The sequence below is a fragment of the Flavobacterium sp. MDT1-60 genome (assembly GCF_014844035.1).
In the GTDB taxonomy this organism is placed as follows: domain Bacteria; phylum Bacteroidota; class Bacteroidia; order Flavobacteriales; family Flavobacteriaceae; genus Flavobacterium.
Window position 1 is genome coordinate 1,494,120 of the sequence record NZ_CP062159.1, and the last position, 21,534, is coordinate 1,515,653.

A 21,534-nucleotide genomic window follows, 5' to 3' on the forward strand; every position below is an offset into this window, starting at 1 on the left:
CATTGAAATCAATTAAATTTGCAATTATAACCCATGTTAACCATATTCAAAAGGAAAATGAATATTTTGGCTATGCTCCTTATGTTCGGGAAATGAATATTTGGCTTAAATATGTTGATGAAGTGATAGTTGTTGGGCCATTATTAAATGGAAATCCAGCAGTAATTGATATTGCATATAGTCATAATAAGATTAATTTTAGAAAAGTTCCTGATTTTAGTTTTACCAGTTTTAAAAGCAACATGGTTTCGTTTATTAAGTTACCAATAATTTTTTGGCAAATATTTTGGGCAATGAATGATGCAGATCATATTCATTTACGTTGTCCGGGGAATGTTGGTTTGATAGGATCTTTAGTTCAGATATTATTCCCGGGAAAAATAAAGACTGCCAAATACGCTGGAAATTGGGACTCGAAAAGTAACCAGCCTTGGACCTATAATTTACAAAAGAAAATTTTGAATAATTCTTTTCTAACTCGGAATATGAAAGTTTTAGTATACGGAGATTGGGAGCATCAGTCCAACAACATAAAATCTTTTTTTACAGCTACATATTCAGAATCAGAAAAATTGTTGCCTAATAAAACAGATTTTAAATATTCGATAGAATTTATTTTTGTGGGAACCCTTGTTTCTGGGAAAAATCCTATGTATGCCATAAAGTTAGTTGAACAATTTATTAAACAGAATAAAAATGTAATTCTGAACTTATATGGAGAAGGAAATGAAAGAATTGCTTTGGAAGAGTATATTAAGAAAAATAAACTAGAAAATTATATTTTTTTAAATGGAAACCAAAATCAGAAAACAATAAAAGAAGCCTATCAAAAAAGTCATTTTGTTATTTTGCCATCTAAAAGTGAAGGCTGGCCCAAAGCTATTGCCGAAGGTATGTTTTGGGGATGTGTTCCAATAGCGACAAAAGTCTCATGTGTACCTTTTATGCTTGATTACGGGAATAGGGGTGTTTTGCTTGAAATGGATTTAGAAAAAGATGTATTTCATATTGAGAATGTAATAAAAGGTGGAGATAACTTTTTATCACAGAGTAAACTAGCTGCAAGTTGGTCACAGCAATATACAACCGAAGTTTTTGAATCCGAAATAAAAAAACTGCTGGTAAAATGAGAGTTGTACAAATTATAGATTCTTTAGAACTTGGTGGTGCAGAACGAATGGCAATAAACTATGCTAACGCGCTGTCTAAAAATATAGATTTCTCAGGTTTAATTGCAACGAGAAAAGAAGGTGGCTTAAGAAAACAAATAAATATTGATGTCGCTTATTTATTTTTGCAACGAAAAAAGAGTGTAGACCTAAGTGCTGTTTTCCGTCTTAGAAAATATCTGGTCAAAAATAAAATAGATATCATACATGCACATAGTTCTTCATTTTTTATAGCTGTATTAGTAAAGCTGACTTTACCACGAGTAAAAATATTTTGGCATGATCATTATGGCTCAAGATCAAAAGAAACTAAAAAACAGAATATATTTTTGGTTTTTTTATCGACTTTTTTTTCTTCTATTTTTGTAGTGAATCTTCAGTTGAAAGAATGGAATAAGAAAAATATGAATTGTTCTAGTGTTATTTTTGTCCCTAACTTCACTAGTTCTCAAAATATATCTGAAAATGAACAATTGACAAACTTAAAAGGATCAGATGGAAAAAGAATAGTTTTTCTGGCAAATTTAAAAAATCCTAAAAATCACCTTTTAATTTTAAAAGCTTATACTGATTTAAATTTATTTGACTCAGGTTGGAGTTTACATTTAATAGGGAGAGATTATTTTGATTCTTATTCTGAAGTATTAAAAAACTTTATAAAATCATGTTGTTTGGAGGATCATATTTTTCTGTATGGAGAAAAAAGAGACATTAAAAATATTTTATCTCAGGCTTCAATTGGTGTTTTAGCATCAACACAAGAAGGTTTTCCAGTAACTTTACTTGAATATGCTTTAGAAAATGTTGCTGTCGTTTCTACCAATGTTGGATATTGTTCTGTTCTTATTCAAAACGAGATCGATGGATTATTGTTTGATCCTTTTTCAGAGTTGGAAGTTAAAAACCAATTAAAAAAAATAGTTACCAATGAAGTTTTGAAGAATACCTTGGCAGAGAAATTAAAAAAAAGAGTTCTACAGAATTATTCTGAGGAAGCAGTAATTGAAAATCTAATTTTAGCATACAAAAAAAGTAAATAATGAAGAGCTTTCGATTGTCTTACATACATATTGTTTTAATTCATTGCATTATTGCTTTGGTTATTTTTGCAGTACCTTTTTTGTCTAAAATATTGGCACTTTTAATTCTGATAATTGGTTTTTACCTTGTATTTAAGACTAAAAATAAAAATAATGAAGTCCTCTTGGTAGCCGCATATTTAGTCGGTATTGAGGTTTTTTTGAGAATGACTGGTGGAAATCTTAATAATGAATATGTTAAAATAAGCGTCATGTTTTTTATGTTGTTAGGTATGATGTACAGTAATTTTTCTTTAAATGCATTCATTTATTGGTTTTTTCTAATCCTGTTGATTCCAGGTATTTTAATAGTTTCAACAATAACAGACTACGATATTGATGTAAAAAAAGCATTGTTTTTTAATTTGTCGGGACCAGTATGTTTGGCTATTTGTGCAATCTATATGTTTAAGAGAAAAGTGCTGTTTTCTGATTTGCAAAATATTGTACTCTCGTTAGGATTGCCCATATTGACTACTACGGTTTATTTGTTTTTGTATAATCCTAGCGTAAAAGATGTTGTAACAGGGACAGCTTCTAATTTTGAGACATCTGGTGGTTTTGGTCCAAATCAGGTTTCTACTATTTTAGGATTAGGAATTTTTATCTTTTTTACCCAATTGGTATTGTTCTCAAAAACTAAAAAAGAAATAATTTTAAATGGATTTTTGTTGCTTTTTGTAAGTTATAGAGGTATTGTAACTTTTTCAAGAGGTGGTATTATAACAGGTGTTGTTATGATTGCGTGCCTTTTAGTTCTATTGTATTTTTTTTCAAATGCAAAAGGGAAAAGTAAATTTATTCCGGTTTTTATAATGACAGCTTTAATGGGAATTGGCATCTGGACCTATAGCTCTATCCAAACTAGCGGACTTATAGATAAACGTTATGCCAATCAGGATGCAAGAGGAAGAGAGAAGAAAAGTCAATTAAGTGGTAGAGAGGAAATAATTGAGTCTGAAATCACTTATTTTTTAGATAATCCTATAACCGGAATTGGAGTGGGAATGGGAAAAGAAATAAGAGAAAAATCTCTCGGGGTAGCAGTCGCTTCACATAATGAGATAACTAGGATGCTTGCAGAACATGGTTTATTTGGTATTTTAGGACTTTTGATCCTTTTTATAACTCCTTTTGTTTTATACATTCACAATAGGCAACACTTGTACTTTTTGTCTTTTTTTGTTTTTTGGCTCTTAACCATAAATCACGCAGCAATGCGAACAGCTGCCCCGGCCTTCGTTTATGCGCTAACGCTTCTCTCTGTCCACATTAAAATTCCTGAAAAAGCAGAAGATTCAATTGATTAAATTCTATTTTTTATAATACATTTGTTTGCCCCCAAATTAAAAAATTGAATCCATGGTTTCAAATAGAAAAATGCATTTCGAAATTTCAGAAAGGAAAGTACTACTCCGTCTTTTTGATATTATTTTCGTTTTATCAGCTCTGTATTTGTTGAATTTTTTATTTGATGTTCAATATTTCAATTTAGATTCGAGACATTATTTCAGGCCAATTATGCTAATTGTGTACCTGACTATTTTTGGTGCCATTTTCGAAATGTACAATCTTCAGGTTGCAAGTAATCAGTTTCAAATACTTCGAAGTGTCATTCTTACCGTTACAACGGCTGTTTTAGTTTATTTATTTACACCCATTTTATCGCCAGAACTTCCAAAACAACGTTTGGTTATTCTGGTTTTTTATTTTACGATTCTTGGAGCATTATTAGCCTGGAGATATTTTTATGTATATTTTTTAGCTTCGCATCGGTTTTCGCAAAATGTAATTTTAATTTGTGATCATAATGAGGTTGAAGAATTGGTTTTAGGACTTGAAAATGTAGATCCGCATTATAAAATTTTGGGGTTTGTCAGTTCTGATTTAGTTTCCCACCAAGACTCTGATTTTCATTATGTGAAAGAAATTAAAAAGAATGATTTAGAATCATTTGTTGCTAAAAATAATATTTCTGAAATCGTAATTGCATCGCAGAAAACTGATGGTATAACAGCCGATTTGTACCAACAACTGCTTCATTTGTTAGAATCTGGAAATATTATACGAGAGTATACGCAAGTGTATGAAAGTAAAACACAACGAATCCCGGTACATTATATCTCAAAAGATTTTTACAGGTTTTTCCCTTTTAGTAGAAGTAACAATAATAAATTGTATTTATCTTTGATTCGTGTTCTTGAGTTTTTACTCTCATTTATGGGGTTACTAATTTGTATTTTATTTATCCCTCTAATTTTTCTTGGAAATCTTTTGGCCAATAAAGGAAGCTTGTTTTATACCCAAGAGAGAGTAGGGAAGCACGGAGCTGTATTTGAGATTTATAAGTTTAGAACAATGACAAAGAATTCTGATGTAAATGGACCTTTTGCTTCTTCTAATGATAAAAGAATTACCCCGTTTGGTAAATTTATGCGTAAATCAAGAATTGATGAGCTGCCTCAGTTTTTTAACGTTTTAAAAGGTGATATGGCTGTCATTGGGCCAAGGCCGGAACGGCCATACTTTGTGAACGAAATTGCTAAGGTTATGCCTTTTTATGAAACAAGACACGTTATTAAACCCGGACTTACAGGTTGGGCACAGGTCAATTATTCGTATGGAGAATCTATTGAGGAAAGCTTAATAAAACTACAATACGATCTTTATTATATTAAACATCGAAGTGTTTTTCTGGATTTGAGTATTACTTTCAAAACCATTACTACGGTTTTGTTTTACCGCGGACAATAGTTATTTAGATAATAATCGGAATACGTTTTTTGTTTCTGATCGCGACTCTTACTAAAACAAAACCGCTTGTTATAATCATCGGTAAAACAATTAAAAAGTGGGCTTTGTTAATTATAAATAGAGTGTAGATGATTAGAAATAATACATGTAAAACAGCAAAGCGATACGTCCATCCTTTATTTTTAAGAATTGATAAAAGGATCAAAATCAATAAAAGGGGGCTAAATAAAAGTATATTATAATTCATCGCCAGTTCCTGGTGAAAAGAATAAAATCCAACAACTACAAAGAAGATTCCCATTAAAGATAAAATCAAAAGATAGATCTTGTCTACTATTTTATTATGTGCCAAAACTATAAAAGCAAGTAAAAATAAATAAGTGTAAACATTATTCCACCACGAGGTTGGGGTTTCTTTTTCAAAGCTTATCAATGTACTTGTTTTGCTAACTAAGGGATGATTTTGAAAAGAAGTCTTCTCTAAACTGTTTTTCAATTCAAAAGGCAGGAATATTTTGGTGCCTAATTGATCTACTTTCTTTCCGAAAATAATACTAGTTCCTAGTTTGTCATAAAAATGCCTATCAAAATAAGGGAATAAAATTGAGCGATAAGTAATATCAGTGTCTCCTTTTTTTATTATCACATTTCCGTTCAATGTTTTATTGATAATGTCAACAACCATCGAGGTACAGTTTTTATCAATGAATTTATAAGTATAATAACGTTCTTCAGAAAGTAAAGTAGTATTTAAGTTATCAAATAGCTTTTGTTTTGACTCCTGTGGAATAAGAAGTTCTTGTTCAAAAACACTTCGTTTCTCATAATTGTATTCATTCATAAAATCAGCAAAGGGATGAACTACTACAAAATATTGCAAATCGCCTTTAGCAAATTTGGTAACAAAATTAGGTGTCGAAAAATCAAAAGCACCATAATTATAAACCAGATCAATATTGTTTGCAGAATCCGCAACTCGGATAGCCGTATGCCCAAAGTAAGAGTAAGTTTCATTGCCTAATCCACAAGTAAGAACACTTATTTTTGAATCTTTTGATAAAGGTAAGTTTTGGCTGAAACCAATAAAACATAGTAAGAATAGTAAACTAAAAAGTGTTTTTTTTAAAATGACATTTTTCATAATTTAAAATTTTAAGAAGTTTAATGGTTTTGTGAAAATTATCTAAAGATACCTAAATCTACTTTTAAAGAAAAAATATTGGAATATAGAGCAGTACTTTGGTTTCCTAAATCGGTCAGAGCATAATCGACCTGAATGCCTTTATATTTAAATCCTAATCCAATATTGGGTTGAAAATTTATTTTTTCTGTATTGTCCAACTGCATAACATTCTGGAAATTTCCAGCTCCGGCTCTTAAGAAAACCAAATTGGTATACCCAAATTCAAAACCAATTGCCGGATCAATACTTACAACTTTTGATGAAATAATATCATTAGTTTGTTCAAAACGCATATTCAGATTTGTAGCTACCAAAAGGCTATAATCATTATGAAACTCAAATGTTTTTGAAACTCCTAATTGTGCTTTTGGTAAAGTAATCTCTGTGCTTTCGGGCAATTCATTATTTTCTCCCGGAATAGCATTGGCAATTTTTGCATATTCTTCTTCGTCGATATTCCAGACATTATAAGTAGTGGTAATATCGCGAAGCATCAATCCGAACTTCCAGTCATTGCGTTCAAACTGTAGCCCTACATCAAAACCAAAACCCCAGGAATTAGCAAATTCTCCAATAATTCGGCGAATCACTTTTGCGTTAACACCATATTGAAATCCTTCTACAGGTAATTTCCTTGCGTACGAGAAGGTAAAACCATAATCTGCTGTTGAGAACAAACGAATTCGGTTATAATCAATATTTCCCTGGCTGTCAATTAATTCGGTTGTGTCCATAATATCGTCGACTCCAAAACGAATCATCGAAATTCCCCAGGCACTTCTATCATCAATAGGACTCGCATATCCTATATAATCATACTGAGCAATATTGGCAAAATAATTGGCATGCATTAATGAAATCTGATGGTCTTCAAGATGTGTCAGACCAGCTGGATTCCAGTAAACTGCGTTGACATCATTTGTAGAAGCAACAACAGCACTCGACATTCCTAATGCAGCGGCGTCGACACCTATATTCATAAACTCATTCGAATACTTTCGAACAGTTTGTGCATATTGTGTAGTGCAACTCCAAAATAATAAAAGCCCCAAAAGTTTCTTCAACGGATATTTTTTAGCAAACCGAAGTCTGTTTTAATTTTTATCAAAAATATAATATTTTACTCAGCAAATTTATTCCTTTTGAGAAATATTACGAATACCAAAATTTCAAATAAAAAACTCTTATAAAAACGACTTGTACATGCAGTTATTATACTAAATTTGTTCCTCACCATTATCAAATTTTATAAAGATGAATATTAAAAAACACATTCCTAATCTAATTACATTAATTAATCTTTTTTGCGGTTGTATTGCGGTAGTTTTCATTTCTGAAGCCAATTACGAAATGGCTTTTTACATGGTTTGTTTAGGTATCTTTTTTGATTTTTTTGATGGTTTTTTTGCCCGATTATTCAAAGTTTCAAGCCCGCTTGGATTGCAGCTAGATTCTTTGGCAGATATGGTAACAAGTGGTGTTGCACCAGGTTATGTAATGTACAGTTTGTTTACAAACAGTGCTCATGAATTGGGAACAAATCTGGCAATCCCGTTTTTAGGATTTATTGTGACTTTGGGTTCGTGTTATCGTTTAGCAAATTTTAATATAGACACTCGTCAAACGGATTCATTTATTGGTTTGCCAACTCCGGCAAATGCATTGTTTATTTTGAGTTTGCCTTTAGTTTTGAAATTTTCGGATTCTCTAATGATGTTGGAAATCTTAACTAATCAATTGGTTTTATTAGCAATTACTTTATGTAGTGCCTATATTTTGAATGCCGAAATCCCGTTATTTTCTTTAAAAATCAAGAAATTTAGTTTTAAAGAAAATGCACTTCAAATTGTGTTTTTGATAGTTTCTATTCTAATGGTGTTGTTGTTGCATTATATCGCAATTCCTTTAATTATCATCTTTTACGTATTGCTGTCGGTGATGAATAACATGTTTTTGAAAAAGTAGTTTTTATTCGAATGGCAAGAAAAACGACAAGACGAACTTCTTATTCCCGAAAAACGCAACCAACTCGTTCTGCTTTTAGCAGAGTGATACGCTTTGTCCTATTCTCATTTTTAGTGGTTCTTTTCTTCGGAACTATTTACCATTATAGGGCTGGGTTAGCTTATTACCTCGGATTTAAATCGGATAAAGTTTTAGAGGAAGATGAAGTTGATAAGCATCTTTCTGATGTCCGAAATGTTAAGGTTTTAGAAAATCACAAAGGAAAGGTGATAGGTATTGATGTGTCTGAATTTCAGGGAACGGTAGATTGGGAGGAAATCGAAATTCTAGAAGAAAAATATCCTGTTCAATTCGTATTTATTCGCGCTACCGCCGGAAATGATCGTGTTGACAGGCAGTTTAAGAAGAATTGGGAAGGTGCAAAAGAAAATAAAATAATGCGTGGAGCCTATCATTATTATCGTCCAAATGAAAATTCGATCGAGCAGGCAAATCTTTTTATTAAAACAGTGAAATTGCAAAAAGGTGATTTGCCGCCAGTTTTAGATATTGAAAGACTTCCGAAAAATCAACCTTTGGATAGTTTGAAAAAAGGCTTAAAACGTTGGCTGACTAAAGTTGAAGCGCATTATCAGGTTCGTCCAATCATTTACACAGGTGAGCGATATTACAGTGATTTCCTAAAAGAAGAGTTTAGCGAATATTTGTTTTGGATAGCCAACTACAATTTCTACAGAGAAAAAATTGAAGACGATTGGCTTTTTTGGCAATTTACAGAAAAAGCATCTTTACCAGGAATCAAACATCGAGTTGATGTCAATATTTACAATGGAGATTTAGAACAATTGCAGTTTATTACAGTTGAGTAGGTTTTTAGTTTTGAGTCTCTTCCGATATTTATCGGGATCAGTCTTTTTCGCTTGAACTAAAAGTTATTTTAATAAAAGGCTAAGAGGAATTAATGCAAGAATTGCAAGAAATATTAAAACAGAGTAAGGGTTTGCAAAATTAACGGTCCAACCCGTCCATTTTATTCTTTTTGGCGGAAGTAATCTTTTGTCTTTCGGATTAAAATAAAGAAATCCCAAATACCAATTATTTGGATCCTTGTGCCAATTATCGTAATCTTCCTGAGTTGGCTTTTCTGAATTCATCATAAATTATTATTTTAAAACTGAAAACGGAGACCGTGACTGAATACTTTATCTAAAATTCAAGTTTCTTTTTACGCAATTCGAAGTTTTGTCCAAGATAAACACGGCGAACCATTTCATCTTCAACTAATTCTTCCGGAATTCCGGCTTTCAAAATTCCTCCTTCAAACATTAAGTAGGTTTTGTCAGTAATTGCCAATGTTTCCTGAACGTTGTGATCGGTAATTAAGATTCCGATGTTTTTGTTTTTTAACTGTGCGACAATTCTTTGAATATCTTCAACCGCAACCGGGTCAACTCCTGCAAAAGGTTCATCCAATAAAATAAATTTTGGATCTGTTGCCAAAGCACGTGCAATTTCAGTACGACGACGTTCTCCCCCTGAAAGTAAATCACCACGGTTGGTACGAATATGTTCTAAACTGAATTCTTCAATTAAACTTTCCATTTTTGCAATTTGCTCTTCCTTTGAAAGTTTAGTCAATTGCAAAACACTCAGTATGTTATCTTCAATACTTAATTTTCTAAAAACAGAAGCTTCCTGTGCCAGATAACCAATTCCTTGCTGAGCACGTTTGTACATTGGGTAATCGGTAATGTTCAAATCATCAAGATAGATATTTCCCTGGTTTGGCTTTACTAATCCCACAATCATGTAAAACGAAGTTGTTTTCCCGGCACCATTAGGACCCAAAAGTCCCACGATTTCTCCTTGGTTTACTTCAACAGAAATCCCTTTTACAACACTACGTCCTTTATAGGTTTTGATTAAATTATCGGCTCTTAGCTTCATTTATTTCAATTAGATAATTAGATAATTTGAAAATGAGATAATTAAAACTAACTCAAATTCAATTTTATAATTTGATTTGAAAGGCAAAATAAATGTAAAATAATCAATCCGATAAATCAATTAACAAATTATTGCATTTTCAAAATTTAGAATTTGTGTTCAGAATTAAATAATTAGAGCATTTAAGAAAATTATCTAATTATCAAATTGCCACATTTTCTAATTAGCAGCTTCTTCTTCCAAAGCTTCCCAAAATTCGTAAGCTCTTCTTAAATGTGGAATTACAATTGTTCCGCCAACCAAAGTTGCGATTCCCATTGCTTCCATCATTTCTTCTTTGGTAACACCTTCTTTATGGCTTGTTTCTAAATGGTATTTTACACAGTCATCACAACGTAAGACTGCAGAAGCTACTAATCCTAAAAGTTCTTTTGTTTTTACATCAAGAGCTCCAGGCGCATAAGCGTTGGTGTCAAGATTAAATATTCGCTTTACAATTTTGTTATTGTCAGCTAATAATTTTTCGTTCATTTTAGAACGATAGTCGTTAAATTCTTGTATGATATCAGACATTTTCTTTCAATTTATTTCTATAAACAACCTTTGAAATCAGGATACTCACTTCGTAAATAAGTAACATTGGTATTGCCACAATAGTTTGGCTTACTACGTCCGGAGGAGTTACGATTGCTGCAATAATCAAAATGATAATTACAGCATATTTCCAATATTTTCTTAAGAAATCAGGAGTTACTAATCCTAATTTGGTTAAGAAATAAATAGCGATCGGTAATTCAAAGAATATTGCACTGCCCAAAATACTGGTTTTTACCATTCCCATATAAGAGTCTAGCGTAAATTGATTCTTTACAACATCACTCACAGAGAAAGTGGCAACGAAATTCACTGACATGGGAATGACAACAAAATAGCCAAACAATACTCCTAAAAAGAAAAGCAAAGAAGAAGTGAATATGAATACTTTAGCATTTTTTCTTTCTTTTACATATAATGCTGGACTAATGAACTTCCAGATTTCCCATAAAATATAAGGGAAACTTAAAATGAAACCAGCCAAAATACACATCCATACAAAGATATTTACCTGACCTTCCATTTCAGTATTCTGAATAATAAAATTCAGTTCAGTAATACAGATACTATCCGCAAAACCTAGTTGATGTGATAAATCACAAAACCATCTATAAGTGAAAAAAGTAGGTCTGGTAGGACCTAAAATAATTTTGTCAAATAAATAATCACTAATAAAATAAGTAACAAATGCCATTATTAATGTTGCAGTTGTACTTCTTACTAATAGCCATCTTAGTTCTTCAAGATGGTCTAAAAATGACATCTCGCCAAGGTTCTTTTTTGCCATTATACGATTCCTTCTTTTAAAATGTCATGTAAATGTAATACTCCTTTGTACTCGCCGTTATCAGCAACAATCAGTTGCGTTATTGAGAAATCTTCTAAAATGTTCAGGGCATCAACTGCCATGGTTTCAGAAGAGACTAATTTAGGGTTTTTCGACATAATATCTTTTGCAGTCAAATCAGCAATAGAATCTCTGTCGTTCAGCATTCTTCTGATATCTCCATCGGTAATAATTCCAATAATTTTGTCATTTTCGATTACGGCAGTAACTCCTAGTCTTTTTTCAGAGATTTCAAAAATAGCTTTTTTGATTGAAGTGTCCGGTGAAACCATTGGTTTTAACGAATGTTCAATCATATCTTTTACGCGAAGCAATAGTTTTTTCCCTAAAGCACCACCCGGATGATATACGGCAAAATCTTCTGGTTTGAAGTCGCGCATTTCCATCAAACAAACTGCCAATGCATCACCCATTACAAGTTGCGCTGTAGTACTGTTTGTTGGAGCAAGGTTTATTGGGCAAGCCTCCATCTCAACTGTGGTGTTCAGTACATAGTCAGAACCTTTAGCTAAAGATGAAGTTACGTTTCCTGTGATGGCAATTAAAGTGTTTCCGAAACGTTTTAATAAAGGAACCAGGATTTTTATTTCAGGGCTGTTACCACTTTTTGAAATGCAAATAATGATGTCTTGTTTTTGTATCATTCCCAGATCGCCGTGAATGGCTTCTGAGGCATGAAGAAACATAGAAGGTGTTCCGGTTGAGTTAAAAGTGGCAACCATTTTTTGAGCGATGATGGCGCTTTTTCCTATTCCGGTAACGATCAGTCGGCCTTTGGTTTCATAAATGCGTTGAACAGTTTCGTAGAAATTTTCATCAAGAAAATCAATTAATTTTATAATTGCTTCGCTTTCAGATAGTATGGTTTTTTTGGCGATCGCCAATATATTTTCTTTTGAAATCAAAACAGAATATTTAAAATTTGTATGTATAAAAGAAAGTTGTATCTTTATGTGTTGCAAATTTATACAAAATATCCATTAATATAAAGAATGAATTCAAACGAAATTGAAATACACAAGGAATTAAAGAAGTATTTCGGCTTTAGCCAATTTAAGGGCTTGCAGGAGCAAGTCATTACGAGTATTTTAGGTAAGACGAATACTTTCGTAATTATGCCTACAGGCGGTGGAAAGTCTCTTTGTTATCAATTACCCGCTTTAATTCAGGACGGAACAGCCATTGTTGTTTCTCCTCTAATTGCTTTGATGAAAAATCAGGTTGATGCGATTCGAAGTCTTTCTTCAGAAAACGGAATTGCCCATGTACTGAATTCCTCCCTTACAAAAACAGAAATTGCTCAGGTAAAAAAAGATATTACTTCTGGTTTGACCAAACTTTTATATGTGGCACCGGAATCTTTGACTAAAGAAGAATATGTTGCTTTTTTACAGAGTGTGCCCATTTCATTTGTCGCCATTGATGAAGCGCATTGTATTTCAGAATGGGGACATGATTTTAGGCCGGAATACCGAAACCTAAAAAACATAATAAAACAATTAGGTCAGGTTCCTATTATAGGACTTACCGCAACTGCAACCCCTAAAGTTCAGGAAGATATTCTTAAAAACCTTGATATGTCTGATGCAAATACTTTTAAAGCATCATTCAACAGACCGAACTTGTACTACGAAGTTCGCACAAAAACGAAAAATATTGAATCGGATATTATTCGATTTATCAAACAACATAAAGGTAAATCCGGAATTATTTATTGCTTAAGCCGTAAAAAAGTGGAATCTATTGCCGAAGTTTTACAAGTGAACGGAATCAGTGCTGTTCCTTATCATGCAGGTCTGGATGCTAAAACCCGCGCTAAACATCAGGACATGTTTTTGATGGAAGACGTAGATGTGGTGGTAGCAACAATCGCCTTCGGAATGGGAATTGACAAACCAGACGTTCGTTTTGTTATTCACCATGATATTCCAAAATCATTGGAAAGTTATTACCAGGAAACAGGTCGTGCTGGTCGTGATGGAGGTGAAGGGCATTGTTTGGCTTACTACTCTTATAAAGATGTAGAAAAGCTGGAGAAATTCATGTCTGGAAAACCAGTTGCTGAACAGGAAATTGGTTTTGCTCTTTTACAGGAAGTTGTGGCTTATGCCGAAACCTCAATGTCACGAAGAAAGTTCTTACTGCATTATTTTGGTGAAGAATTTGACAGCGAAACCGGAGAAGGTGCTGATATGGATGACAATGTTCGGAATCCTAAAAATAAAATTGAAGCGCAGGATCAGGTTGTTAAATTGTTGGAAATCGTTCGCGACACCAAACATATTTACAAATCAAAAGAAATTGTCTTTACTTTAATAGGTCGCGTTAACGCAGTTATTAAAGCACACAAAACAGATACGCAATCCTTTTTTGGTTCAGGTTCAGATCACGATGAAAAATACTGGATGGCTTTGCTTCGACAAGTATTAGTTGCCGGTTATTTATCAAAAGATATCGAGACTTATGGTGTGGTGAAAATCACTAAAGAAGGTTTGAACTTTATTAAAAAACCAATATCCTTTCTGATGTCTGAAGATCATGAATACAATGAATCTGAAGATGAAGCAATTGTAACAGCAGCAAAATCATCCGGTACTGCCGATGAGGTTTTAATGGGAATGCTGCGTGAACTGCGTAAAAAAGTAGCCAAAAAATTAGGCGTTCCTCCGTTTGTTGTTTTTCAGGATCCTTCTTTAGAAGACATGGCTTTAAAATACCCAATTTCTTTAACTGAATTATATAATATTCATGGAGTTGGTGAAGGAAAAGCTAAAAAATACGGTGGAGAATTTGTAGCCTTAATTAGTCGTTATGTCGAAGATAATGATATTATTCGTCCAGACGATTTAGTAGTTAAATCAACAGGAGTAAATTCAGCTAATAAATTATACATCATCCAGAATATAGATCGAAAATTGTCATTGAATGATATTGCTTCTGCAAAAGGTTTAACGATGGACGCTTTGATCAAAGAAATGGAACAAATCGTTTATGCCGGTACAAAACTGAATATCAAATACTGGGTTGATGATATGCTTGATGATGATCAACAGGAAGAAATTCACGATTATTTCATGGAATCAGAATCAGACAAAATCGAAGACGCACTTAAAGAATTTGACGGCGATTATGATATTGATGAATTAAGGCTGATGAGAATTAAGTTTATTAGTGAAGTAGCTAATTAAAGAAAGTTTACAGTCTCAGTTTACAGTCTCAGAATACTGTAAACTGAGATTAATATGTTAAAAACACGACAAGAAATCTGCAAACTGCGACTGTGACTGAAAACTACTCATAGAGTTCCCCCCGATGCGGTTTCAAAGCATCTCTTACCGGAATCATATTTTCTTCTGTTACAACCATAAAAGCAGTTGCATGCATATCGTTTACAATTTTAAAACCTGTAATATTTAGCGGAAGTTTTTCTATAGCGATATATTCTTTCAAATGAATTTCGTGATGCTCAGCTGTTTTTGCCGATGCCGGACCACGAAAATCCCAAATTAATTTTATTTTTCTAGACATTCTTCTTTAAGTTGCAAAGGTTCATAGGTACAAAGGTACAAAGGTACAAAGTCTATTTTACGAAGAAGAGAAAAGTTGCTAGATAATTAACCGCAAAGTCCGCAAAGATTTAATTTCACTTTGCGCATATAAAAGTCAAAGTGCGCAAAGCTTTGTGTTGATTTAGCTTTGCGAACTTTGTGTTTTTGTAAAACCAAACCTTTAAAAAATCTTAGCGTACTTTGTGGTTAATTATATAAAGTCAGTTCAAAATGTTATTTTTGCATGTTCTTTTCATAAATAGAAAAGCTAATTGAAAAATAAAATACAATGCCAAGAGAACTTTTACTTCAGGTAACTCCGGAAATAGCTGCAAACGAATTGTTGCTGAAAGACTATTTGTCTAAACAAATTAAAGTTTCTCCTAAGGAAATCCAACATATTTCTATTTTAAAACGATCTATTGATGCGCGCCAAAAAGCAATCAAAATCAATTTGAAAGTTATTATTTATTTGCAGGGCGAACCTTTTCAGGAAACCAAAATTGAATTACCTCTATATAAAGACGTTTCTGCTGCTCAGGAAGTTATTGTGGTTGGCGCTGGTCCGGCTGGGCTTTTTGCGGCATTGCAATTAATTGAATTAGGCTTAAAGCCGATTGTAATCGAGCGCGGAAAAGACGTTCGAGGACGCCGACGTGACTTAAAAGCAATCAATGTAGATCATTTGGTAAACGAAGATTCTAATTATTGTTTTGGAGAAGGCGGAGCAGGAACATATTCTGACGGAAAATTATATACGCGTTCTAAAAAACGTGGAGATGTTACGAGAATTTTAGAACTTTTAGTTGCTTTTGGAGCTTCTGAAGATATTCTGGTTGAAGCGCATCCGCACATCGGAACCAATAAATTGCCAAAAATCATTGAAGATATTCGAAACAAAATTATCGAGTTTGGTGGTCAGGTTTTGTTTGATACCCGAGTAACTGATATTTTAGTAAAAAATAATGAAGTTGAAGGAATCGTAACGCAAACCGGAGACAAGATTCTGGCGAATAAATTAATCTTAGCGACAGGACATTCGGCGCGGGATATTTTTGAATTGTTAGATAAAAAGAAAATTTTTATAGAAGCAAAACCTTTTGCTTTGGGCGTTCGTGCAGAACATTCACAACAATTAATTGATAGTATTCAATACAGCTGTGATTATCGTGGCGAACATTTACCACCGGCACCGTATTCTATCGTTAAGCAAGTAAATGGTCGTGGTATGTATTCTTTTTGTATGTGTCCAGGTGGAGTAATCGCACCTTGCGCAACGAGCCCAGGTGAAGTGGTTACAAACGGCTGGTCGCCATCAAAACGTGATCAGGTAACGGCAAATTCCGGAATTGTGATCGAATTGAAATTGGAAGATTTTAAGCCTTTTGAAAAATTTGGCGCTTTGGCCGGAATGGAATTTCAAAAAAGCATTGAACAAAAAGCTTGGCATTTGGCGGGCGAAACTCAAAAAGTTCCGGCACAAAGAATGGTCGATTTTACTCAGAATAAAGTTTCTGCGGATATTCCGAAAACATCATATGTTCCGGGAACGACTTCAGTTGAAATGGGACAAGTTTTTCCTGGATTTTTATCACAGATTTTACGAGAAGGTTTTAAGGAATTTGGAAAATCAATGCGTGGTTATTTGACTAATGAAGCGATTTTACACGCACCGGAAAGCAGAACTTCATCACCAGTCAGAATTCCGAGAGATCCCTTAACTTATGAGCACTTGCAAATAAAAGGATTGTATCCGTGTGGAGAAGGAGCAGGGTATGCAGGGGGCATTATATCGGCTGCAATTGATGGTGAGAAATGTGCTTTAATGATTGCTGAAACTTTGAAATAATATTTTTATATGGCAAACTTCTTTTCTAATTTATTTGGTAGAAATAATGATCCAAAATCAATTATTTCTTTTGATATTATAGATTCAATTTATGCTCATTTGTATCATGAGCAAAACAGCTTGGAATTTAGAATGAAAGGCATTCGTGATTCGGTTTTAGTGAATTTATATACATTTCCAACTTCATTAGATCATGAAGAAGGAAAAGCAGAAATTGAGAAAGCCGGCTTTAAAAATGCGTATGAAGTTTTAAATGAGCTTTATAAAAAGATTGACATTGGTGTACTTACTGATGAGGTAATAGAACAGAATTTAGAATATGATTTTATACATATTCAGTTTTATTCTGAGCCTAGTGCTGAGATGAAAAAATATTTTAATCGTGTTTTAAATAATTTCATCATTTTCTTTTGTTGTACAAATAGCCTAGAGGTGAATGATTTCAAAATATTATACTCAAGCAGTCATTTTATTGATTATATAAAAGGGATCCTCGAAACTGAATCATTGGATGTAAATAAGCCTAAAAATGAAACACAGGAAATTGGAATCAAAGATTTTAAAAAAGTTTTACAAGCAATCTGTCAGTATCTAAATATTGAAATTCCCGAGAATATTGAGCTTCCTTCATCAGAAAATTTAATAGAAATTGAAGATGTTAAGGTTGAAACTTTTGAAGAATTTATAAGATTGGTTTCAAGAGGAAATATTGAAGAAAAAGACCTTAAAAAGCAATCAAAAAAGCTTTTGAAGAATTTTAAGAAAGAATCAAAAGAATATCACGAGATTGTTGAAAATCATTGGAGTTTTTTTGAAAGTATAGATTGCTGGAACAGCGATTGGAAATTTGATCCCGAAGATGCAGAATATTTCATTTCAGAACTAATAGGTGAAGATCTTAATTTTGAATACCCGGAAGAAACATACAGTCATGATTTGTTTCCTTATATTCAATCGGCTTTAAAGAAGCGTAATCTTGAATTAATGACGTATGATACACATGGTGATAATTATTTGTTTTTTGTCGCCAATAAAAACGATGTGGGAAGAATTTTAGAGTTATCTGAGTTAACAAAGATTGAAATTAATCAGTTGTAAGTTGAACTTTTATTCTGTACTGTTTGTCATCCTGACGAAGGAAGGATCACACACGGAACTCGACAAAGATCGTCGATATGCTTTGCGGAATTTTTAGTGTGATCCTTCCTTCGTCAGGATGACAAGATTGTGTTGAAAACTGAGACTAAAAACTGTTTACGCACGCCCAGATTATTATTTACGGAATTAGAATTATTTTTCCGGTACTTTTTCGGCTTTCAAGATAATCATGCGCCAATTTTCCTTCGGATAATTTGAAAGATGTTGGAGTTGAAAGCGTAATTTTTTCTTCTATAATCCAAGTGAATAATTGATTGGCTCTTTTGATTCGTTCTTCTTTAGAATTTAAATAACTCCATAAATCGCCACCAGTTAATGTTTTGGAGCCGTCCATTAGCATTCTTGGATCTACAGGTTCCGGATCACCGCCCGCCATTCCGAAGAAAACGACTTGCCCACATTCTTTTGTAACTGCAAAACTTTCCATCAACGTGCTTCCGATACTGTCGTAAGCAACGTCAACACCATTTGGAGTTATTTTGAAAACTTGTGATTTCCAATCATCATTATAAAGAAAAACATGATCGGCACCTTGTTCAAAAGCTACTTTTGCTTTTTCTGAAGAGGAAGTTAAACCAATTACATTAGCGCCCAAAAGTTTGCTGATTTGTGTTAATGTCTGACCAACCCCTCCTGCAACTGCATGAATTAAAAGGGTTTCGCCTTTTGCTGTTTTATGACTGTCGGTTGCTAAATAATGTGCAGTTAAACCTTGAAGTAAGATAGAAGCGGCAGTTTCAAATGAAATTGCTTCCGGTAATGGTAAAACGTGATTTATATTTACAGCGACCAATTCGGCATTTGCAAAAGGAGCATCGGCGAAAGCCACACGATCTCCAATTTTATATTCAGGATGATTGTTGGCATCAATCACAATTCCGGCACCTTCATAACCTGCAATAAAAGGCGGATTTCCTTTTAAATGATAATTTCCCTTTCGTCTGTAAACATCGGCAAAATTCAATCCGATGGCTTTCATCTCGACTAGAATTTCATCGTTTTTTAATTGCGGATTCGGAATTTCTATATATTCTAAAACATCTGAATTTCCGAAAGAAGAGAAGGTAAGTGCTTTCATTTTTTTAAATTTTAAGGATACAAAGTACGGTAAAATTCAGTTGAAGTTTGAAAAGCTTTTCTTAAAAATGCATAAAAAAACCTCGTTTAAATTGAAACGAGGTCTTGTTCTTTTTACCACAGATTAAAAGATAAAAAAGATTTTTTTTGCTTAATTCTAATTATATAATCTGCGAAAATCTTTAATCTGTGGCAGGCAATAATTTATATTTTTGGAAATTTCATCTCGTTGAAAGTGCTTTTCTGCGCTGCCATTTTTTCAACATCCTCCCATTTTCTTGGCGACTCGGCAGAAAGATTTTCATAGGAATCTTTCTTGATGGCAATGTCATCTTCGATACGAACACCAATATTCCACCATTTTTTATCACATTTACTGTTTGCAGGAATATAAATTCCCGGTTCAACAGTCAGGATCATGTTTTCTTTTAAATTACCCCCGTAATTTCCTTTATCATGAACATCGAGACCAAGAAAATGTGAGCATCCGTGCGGATAATAAATTCTGGAATCTTGGGGATCTGTGATGATTCCAAGCTTGATTAATCCCGCTGTGATCACTTCTCTTGATCTTGTATTTAAATCCTGAATGCGGGTTCCTTCTTTACAGATTTTAAAAACTTCTTCCTGAGCGTCATAAACCAATTGATAAATGGCTTTTTGTTCTTCAGTGAATTTTCCGTTTGCCGGAATTGTTCTGGTAACATCGGCAGAATAACCGTGATATTCAGAGCCAACATCCATCAATAACAATTGATTGTCCATTTTTGTGCTGTTGTTTTCGCCATAATGCAATATACATCCGTTTGCTCCAACACCAACAATTGGCGGATAACCTTCGCCTTCAGCCCCATATTTTCTGTGGATGTAGGCATGAATTCCGTCAGCCTCATTTTCGCTCATATCCGGACCAACGGCTTTCATAACTTCGTTGTGAGCAACACAGGAAAGTTTAACGGTTTTGCGCATTAATTCCATTTCTTCCGGAGTTTTGATTTCCCGAAGTGCGTTGGTGATACTTGAAAATAACTTTATTGATGCTTCGTTTTCGTTGGTAATTTCTGCTTTGCTTTTGAAAATTTGGAGCAGGCCAAAAAGATCAAATCCACTTTTATTTCCTTCAAGATCTGTCGGAATTTTGTCATAAATAATTTTGTCAAATTTCTTAAAATCTATTTTGAAAGCATTAAAATTGTTGCCATTATAAGCGTTAGAAAAACCCAGTTTAGATTTGGCTCCTTCAACACCCAGTCGTCTTCCTGTCCATATTTCCCGGGCAGCATTTCTTTCTCTGACAAAAAGAACTTCAGTGTATTTTTCAGTTCCTTGCGGTTCTTTAAATAGCAATAAAACACCATCTGGTTCTTTGTAACCTGTCAGGTAATACATATCAGGATTTTGATGAAAATTGTAGTTGACATCTTTAGAAAAAACTCTTTCCGGATAAGAAAAAACGACCGCAACTGAATTAGCCGGCATCATATTCCTAAAGGCTTCACGGCGTCCCTTGTGAAATTCTTTTGAAAGATAATCTGTAGGAAGGTTTTCCTGTGCGTGTATATGAACAGCACTAATTAATAAAGTAAACAATAAAAGAAATTGCTTCATTTTTTGATTTTTTATTGATGATTTTAGTTTTTTGATCATTGCAAATTACAAAAAAAAAGCAATCGTATGTTTTAATTCAGGTATTTGATTTGTAGGTTTTTAATTAAAATGATGTAACTTAGAGATCAGAAATTGCAATTTAATAATGAAAGCTGAGGTCTTTTATGAAATATTTAAATTTTCATAAAACTTGCTGTCGGGCACGAATATTGAGAAGGGAATAGTTTATAAAATAATTTTAATCTTCAAAAAACAAATATTAATCTTCAAAAACAAATTTTATGAAAAAATATACAATTGCAGTCTTTTCAGTTTTAACCTTATTACTTAATTCATGTATGGCATCAAAAGAAGCCAAAAACACGGCCAATATTTACGATACGACTTGGGAATTAGAATATATTTCCGGACCAAGAATTGCTTTTGAAGGATTGTATCCAAATAAAAAACCACAAATTACTTTTGACCAGAAAGAAACAAAAGTGTATGGTAATAATGGATGTAACGGATATAGCGTACCCTATACCCTAAATGGAAACTCATTAACTTTTGGAGAACCGGGACCAGCAACAATGATGTTTTGTGAAGGCGGAGGAGAGCAGCAGTTTTTGCAGCAAATGAAAAAAATAACAAGTTATGCAATTGATAAAGACGGAAAACTAAATTTAATTCAAGGCGATGTGCCAATGATGAGATTTAAAAAGTGGCTAAACAATAGTTTTAAGATTAATATAAGAGAAAAGGGAAATGAGTAAC

20 protein-coding genes are annotated in these 21,534 nt (G+C 33.2%); 10 read left to right on the forward strand and 10 right to left on the reverse strand.

Features of this window, described 5'->3' with window-relative positions:
• The first annotated feature begins 2 nt into the window (after positions 1-2).
• From IHE43_RS06265 to IHE43_RS06280, 4 genes are read left to right on the forward strand one after another with little or no spacing between them, the layout of a single operon-like run.
• On the forward strand, positions 3-1,130 hold the full coding sequence (locus IHE43_RS06265; protein ID WP_370526698.1) for a glycosyltransferase: 1,128 nt from the start codon (positions 3-5) through the stop codon (positions 1,128-1,130).
• Complete coding sequence (locus tag IHE43_RS06270; protein ID WP_192187157.1) at positions 1,127-2,209, forward strand: glycosyltransferase; 1,083 nt, start codon at positions 1,127-1,129, stop codon at positions 2,207-2,209. The genes IHE43_RS06265 and IHE43_RS06270 overlap by 4 nt, the downstream gene beginning before the upstream one ends.
• Positions 2,209-3,558 (forward strand): O-antigen ligase, encoded by a 1,350-nt coding sequence (locus IHE43_RS06275; protein ID WP_192187158.1) that lies wholly within the window; start codon positions 2,209-2,211, stop codon positions 3,556-3,558. Before IHE43_RS06270 ends, IHE43_RS06275 begins: the two co-directional genes overlap by 1 nt.
• A gap of 52 nt (positions 3,559-3,610) precedes the next feature.
• Positions 3,611-5,002 carry a sugar transferase gene (locus IHE43_RS06280; protein ID WP_192187159.1) on the forward strand — a complete coding sequence of 464 codons (1,392 nt, stop codon included), beginning with the start codon at positions 3,611-3,613 and terminating at the stop codon, positions 5,000-5,002.
• A gap of 4 nt (positions 5,003-5,006) precedes the next feature.
• On the opposite strand, the gene IHE43_RS06285 is transcribed toward IHE43_RS06280, so the two are convergent.
• Positions 5,007-6,143, reverse strand: coding sequence for a DUF4105 domain-containing protein (locus IHE43_RS06285; protein WP_192187160.1), 1,137 nt, complete (start codon positions 6,141-6,143; stop codon positions 5,007-5,009).
• Positions 6,144-6,181: 38 nt separating this feature from the next.
• Positions 6,182-7,249, reverse strand: a complete 1,068-nt coding sequence (locus IHE43_RS06290) for a PorV/PorQ family protein (RefSeq protein ID WP_225585422.1) — start codon at positions 7,247-7,249, stop codon at positions 6,182-6,184.
• Positions 7,250-7,439: 190 nt separating this feature from the next.
• Between IHE43_RS06290 and IHE43_RS06295 the strand changes: the two genes are divergently transcribed.
• Positions 7,440-8,150 carry a phosphatidylcholine/phosphatidylserine synthase gene (locus tag IHE43_RS06295; protein WP_192187161.1) on the forward strand — a complete coding sequence of 237 codons (711 nt, stop codon included), beginning with the start codon at positions 7,440-7,442 and terminating at the stop codon, positions 8,148-8,150.
• 11 nt (positions 8,151-8,161) lie between these two features.
• Positions 8,162-9,019, forward strand: coding sequence for a glycoside hydrolase family 25 protein (locus IHE43_RS06300; RefSeq protein ID WP_192187162.1), 858 nt, complete (start codon positions 8,162-8,164; stop codon positions 9,017-9,019).
• 63 nt (positions 9,020-9,082) lie between these two features.
• On the opposite strand, the gene IHE43_RS06305 is transcribed toward IHE43_RS06300, so the two are convergent.
• From IHE43_RS06305 to IHE43_RS06325, 5 genes are all read right to left on the reverse strand, one after another.
• Positions 9,083-9,307 (reverse strand): DUF5808 domain-containing protein, encoded by a 225-nt coding sequence (locus IHE43_RS06305; RefSeq protein ID WP_225585424.1) that lies wholly within the window; start codon positions 9,305-9,307, stop codon positions 9,083-9,085.
• A 49-nt stretch (positions 9,308-9,356) separates the two neighbouring features.
• Positions 9,357-10,097, reverse strand: a complete 741-nt coding sequence (gene lptB, locus IHE43_RS06310) for an LPS export ABC transporter ATP-binding protein (protein WP_026982881.1) — start codon at positions 10,095-10,097, stop codon at positions 9,357-9,359.
• Between the two features lie 219 nt (positions 10,098-10,316).
• Positions 10,317-10,670 (reverse strand): carboxymuconolactone decarboxylase family protein, encoded by a 354-nt coding sequence (locus IHE43_RS06315; RefSeq protein ID WP_007803834.1) that lies wholly within the window; start codon positions 10,668-10,670, stop codon positions 10,317-10,319.
• Positions 10,663-11,478 carry a twin-arginine translocase subunit TatC gene (gene tatC, locus IHE43_RS06320; protein WP_192187163.1) on the reverse strand — a complete coding sequence of 272 codons (816 nt, stop codon included), beginning with the start codon at positions 11,476-11,478 and terminating at the stop codon, positions 10,663-10,665. Before tatC ends, IHE43_RS06315 begins: the two co-directional genes overlap by 8 nt.
• On the reverse strand, positions 11,478-12,443 hold the full coding sequence (locus IHE43_RS06325; RefSeq protein WP_192187164.1) for an SIS domain-containing protein: 966 nt from the start codon (positions 12,441-12,443) through the stop codon (positions 11,478-11,480). Before IHE43_RS06325 ends, tatC begins: the two co-directional genes overlap by 1 nt.
• 87 nt (positions 12,444-12,530) lie before the next feature.
• Between IHE43_RS06325 and recQ the strand changes: the two genes are divergently transcribed.
• A complete protein-coding gene (recQ, locus tag IHE43_RS06330) occupies positions 12,531-14,726 on the forward strand; it encodes a DNA helicase RecQ (protein ID WP_192187165.1) in 2,196 nt (731 codons plus the stop codon).
• Positions 14,727-14,829: 103 nt separating this feature from the next.
• Here the strand turns inward: recQ and IHE43_RS06335 are convergent, their stop codons facing one another.
• Positions 14,830-15,066: a hypothetical protein gene (locus tag IHE43_RS06335; RefSeq protein ID WP_192187166.1), complete on the reverse strand. Its 237-nt coding sequence runs from the start codon at positions 15,064-15,066 to the stop codon at positions 14,830-14,832.
• Positions 15,067-15,375: 309 nt separating this feature from the next.
• Here IHE43_RS06335 and IHE43_RS06340 point away from each other — a divergent pair, with 309 nt between their 5' ends.
• Both IHE43_RS06340 and IHE43_RS06345 read left to right on the forward strand, forming a co-directional pair.
• Positions 15,376-16,935 (forward strand): NAD(P)/FAD-dependent oxidoreductase, encoded by a 1,560-nt coding sequence (locus tag IHE43_RS06340; RefSeq protein WP_192187167.1) that lies wholly within the window; start codon positions 15,376-15,378, stop codon positions 16,933-16,935.
• A 9-nt stretch (positions 16,936-16,944) separates the two neighbouring features.
• Positions 16,945-18,033, forward strand: a complete 1,089-nt coding sequence (locus tag IHE43_RS06345) for a hypothetical protein (RefSeq protein ID WP_192187168.1) — start codon at positions 16,945-16,947, stop codon at positions 18,031-18,033.
• 178 nt (positions 18,034-18,211) lie between these two features.
• Here IHE43_RS06345 and IHE43_RS06350 read toward each other — a convergent pair whose 3' ends face one another.
• The gene (locus IHE43_RS06350; RefSeq protein ID WP_192187169.1) at positions 18,212-19,171 is read right to left on the reverse strand and encodes a quinone oxidoreductase; all 960 of its coding nucleotides are present in this window, start codon (positions 19,169-19,171) and stop codon (positions 18,212-18,214) included.
• 203 nt (positions 19,172-19,374) lie between these two features.
• Complete coding sequence (locus IHE43_RS06355) at positions 19,375-20,778, reverse strand: aminopeptidase P N-terminal domain-containing protein (RefSeq protein ID WP_192187170.1); 1,404 nt, start codon at positions 20,776-20,778, stop codon at positions 19,375-19,377.
• 281 nt (positions 20,779-21,059) lie between these two features.
• Between IHE43_RS06355 and IHE43_RS06360 the strand changes: the two genes are divergently transcribed.
• On the forward strand, positions 21,060-21,533 hold the full coding sequence (locus IHE43_RS06360) for an META domain-containing protein (RefSeq protein WP_192187171.1): 474 nt from the start codon (positions 21,060-21,062) through the stop codon (positions 21,531-21,533).
• The last annotated feature ends 1 nt before the right edge of the window (position 21,534 follow it).

What these genes read in the sequence shown, in the direction of transcription:
- IHE43_RS06270 (WP_192187157.1), top strand. Translation starts at nt 1,127, where the DNA reads ATGAGAGTTGTACAAATTATAGATTCTTTAGAACTTGGTGGTGCAGAA.
- IHE43_RS06275 (WP_192187158.1), top strand. Translation starts at nt 2,209, where the DNA reads ATGAAGAGCTTTCGATTGTCTTACATACATATTGTTTTAATTCATTGC.
- IHE43_RS06280 (WP_192187159.1), top strand. Translation starts at nt 3,611, where the DNA reads ATGGTTTCAAATAGAAAAATGCATTTCGAAATTTCAGAAAGGAAAGTA.
- IHE43_RS06285 (WP_192187160.1), bottom strand. Translation starts at nt 6,143, where the DNA reads ATGAAAAATGTCATTTTAAAAAAAACACTTTTTAGTTTACTATTCTTA.
- IHE43_RS06295 (WP_192187161.1), top strand. Translation starts at nt 7,440, where the DNA reads ATGAATATTAAAAAACACATTCCTAATCTAATTACATTAATTAATCTT.
- IHE43_RS06300 (WP_192187162.1), top strand. Translation starts at nt 8,162, where the DNA reads ATGGCAAGAAAAACGACAAGACGAACTTCTTATTCCCGAAAAACGCAA.
- IHE43_RS06305 (WP_225585424.1), bottom strand. Translation starts at nt 9,307, where the DNA reads ATGATGAATTCAGAAAAGCCAACTCAGGAAGATTACGATAATTGGCAC.
- lptB (WP_026982881.1), bottom strand. Translation starts at nt 10,097, where the DNA reads ATGAAGCTAAGAGCCGATAATTTAATCAAAACCTATAAAGGACGTAGT.
- IHE43_RS06315 (WP_007803834.1), bottom strand. Translation starts at nt 10,670, where the DNA reads ATGTCTGATATCATACAAGAATTTAACGACTATCGTTCTAAAATGAAC.
- tatC (WP_192187163.1), bottom strand. Translation starts at nt 11,478, where the DNA reads ATGGCAAAAAAGAACCTTGGCGAGATGTCATTTTTAGACCATCTTGAA.
- recQ (WP_192187165.1), top strand. Translation starts at nt 12,531, where the DNA reads ATGAATTCAAACGAAATTGAAATACACAAGGAATTAAAGAAGTATTTC.
- IHE43_RS06335 (WP_192187166.1), bottom strand. Translation starts at nt 15,066, where the DNA reads ATGTCTAGAAAAATAAAATTAATTTGGGATTTTCGTGGTCCGGCATCG.
- IHE43_RS06340 (WP_192187167.1), top strand. Translation starts at nt 15,376, where the DNA reads ATGCCAAGAGAACTTTTACTTCAGGTAACTCCGGAAATAGCTGCAAAC.
- IHE43_RS06345 (WP_192187168.1), top strand. Translation starts at nt 16,945, where the DNA reads ATGGCAAACTTCTTTTCTAATTTATTTGGTAGAAATAATGATCCAAAA.
- IHE43_RS06350 (WP_192187169.1), bottom strand. Translation starts at nt 19,171, where the DNA reads ATGAAAGCACTTACCTTCTCTTCTTTCGGAAATTCAGATGTTTTAGAA.
- IHE43_RS06355 (WP_192187170.1), bottom strand. Translation starts at nt 20,778, where the DNA reads ATGAAGCAATTTCTTTTATTGTTTACTTTATTAATTAGTGCTGTTCAT.
- IHE43_RS06360 (WP_192187171.1), top strand. Translation starts at nt 21,060, where the DNA reads ATGAAAAAATATACAATTGCAGTCTTTTCAGTTTTAACCTTATTACTT.